Raw genomic sequence first — 225 nt, forward strand, 5'->3', positions numbered from 1 at the left:
CCATCACCGGCTTTCCGACGGACCGTGGTTGGGATGTCGAGCGGCTGTATCACCCCGACCCTGACCACCCGGGCACCAGCTATACGCGCGAGGGTGGATTCCTGCATGACGCGGGGGAGTTCGACCCCGACTTCTTCGGGATGTCACCGAGGGAGGCCATCGGTACGGACCCGCAGCAGCGGTTGTTGCTTGAGGCGTCGTGGGAGGTGTTCGAGCGTGCGGGGA

Annotated in this window: 1 pseudogene; it reads left to right on the forward strand. The window is 65.8% G+C overall.

Annotated features, from left to right (window positions below):
* Positions 1-2: 2 nt before the first annotated feature.
* Positions 3-225, forward strand: a pseudogene (locus DEH69_RS02565) (beta-ketoacyl synthase N-terminal-like domain-containing protein); the annotation flags it as partial.

This window comes from Streptomyces sp. PT12, assembly GCF_003311645.1.
Lineage (GTDB): Bacteria > Actinomycetota > Actinomycetes > Streptomycetales > Streptomycetaceae > Streptomyces.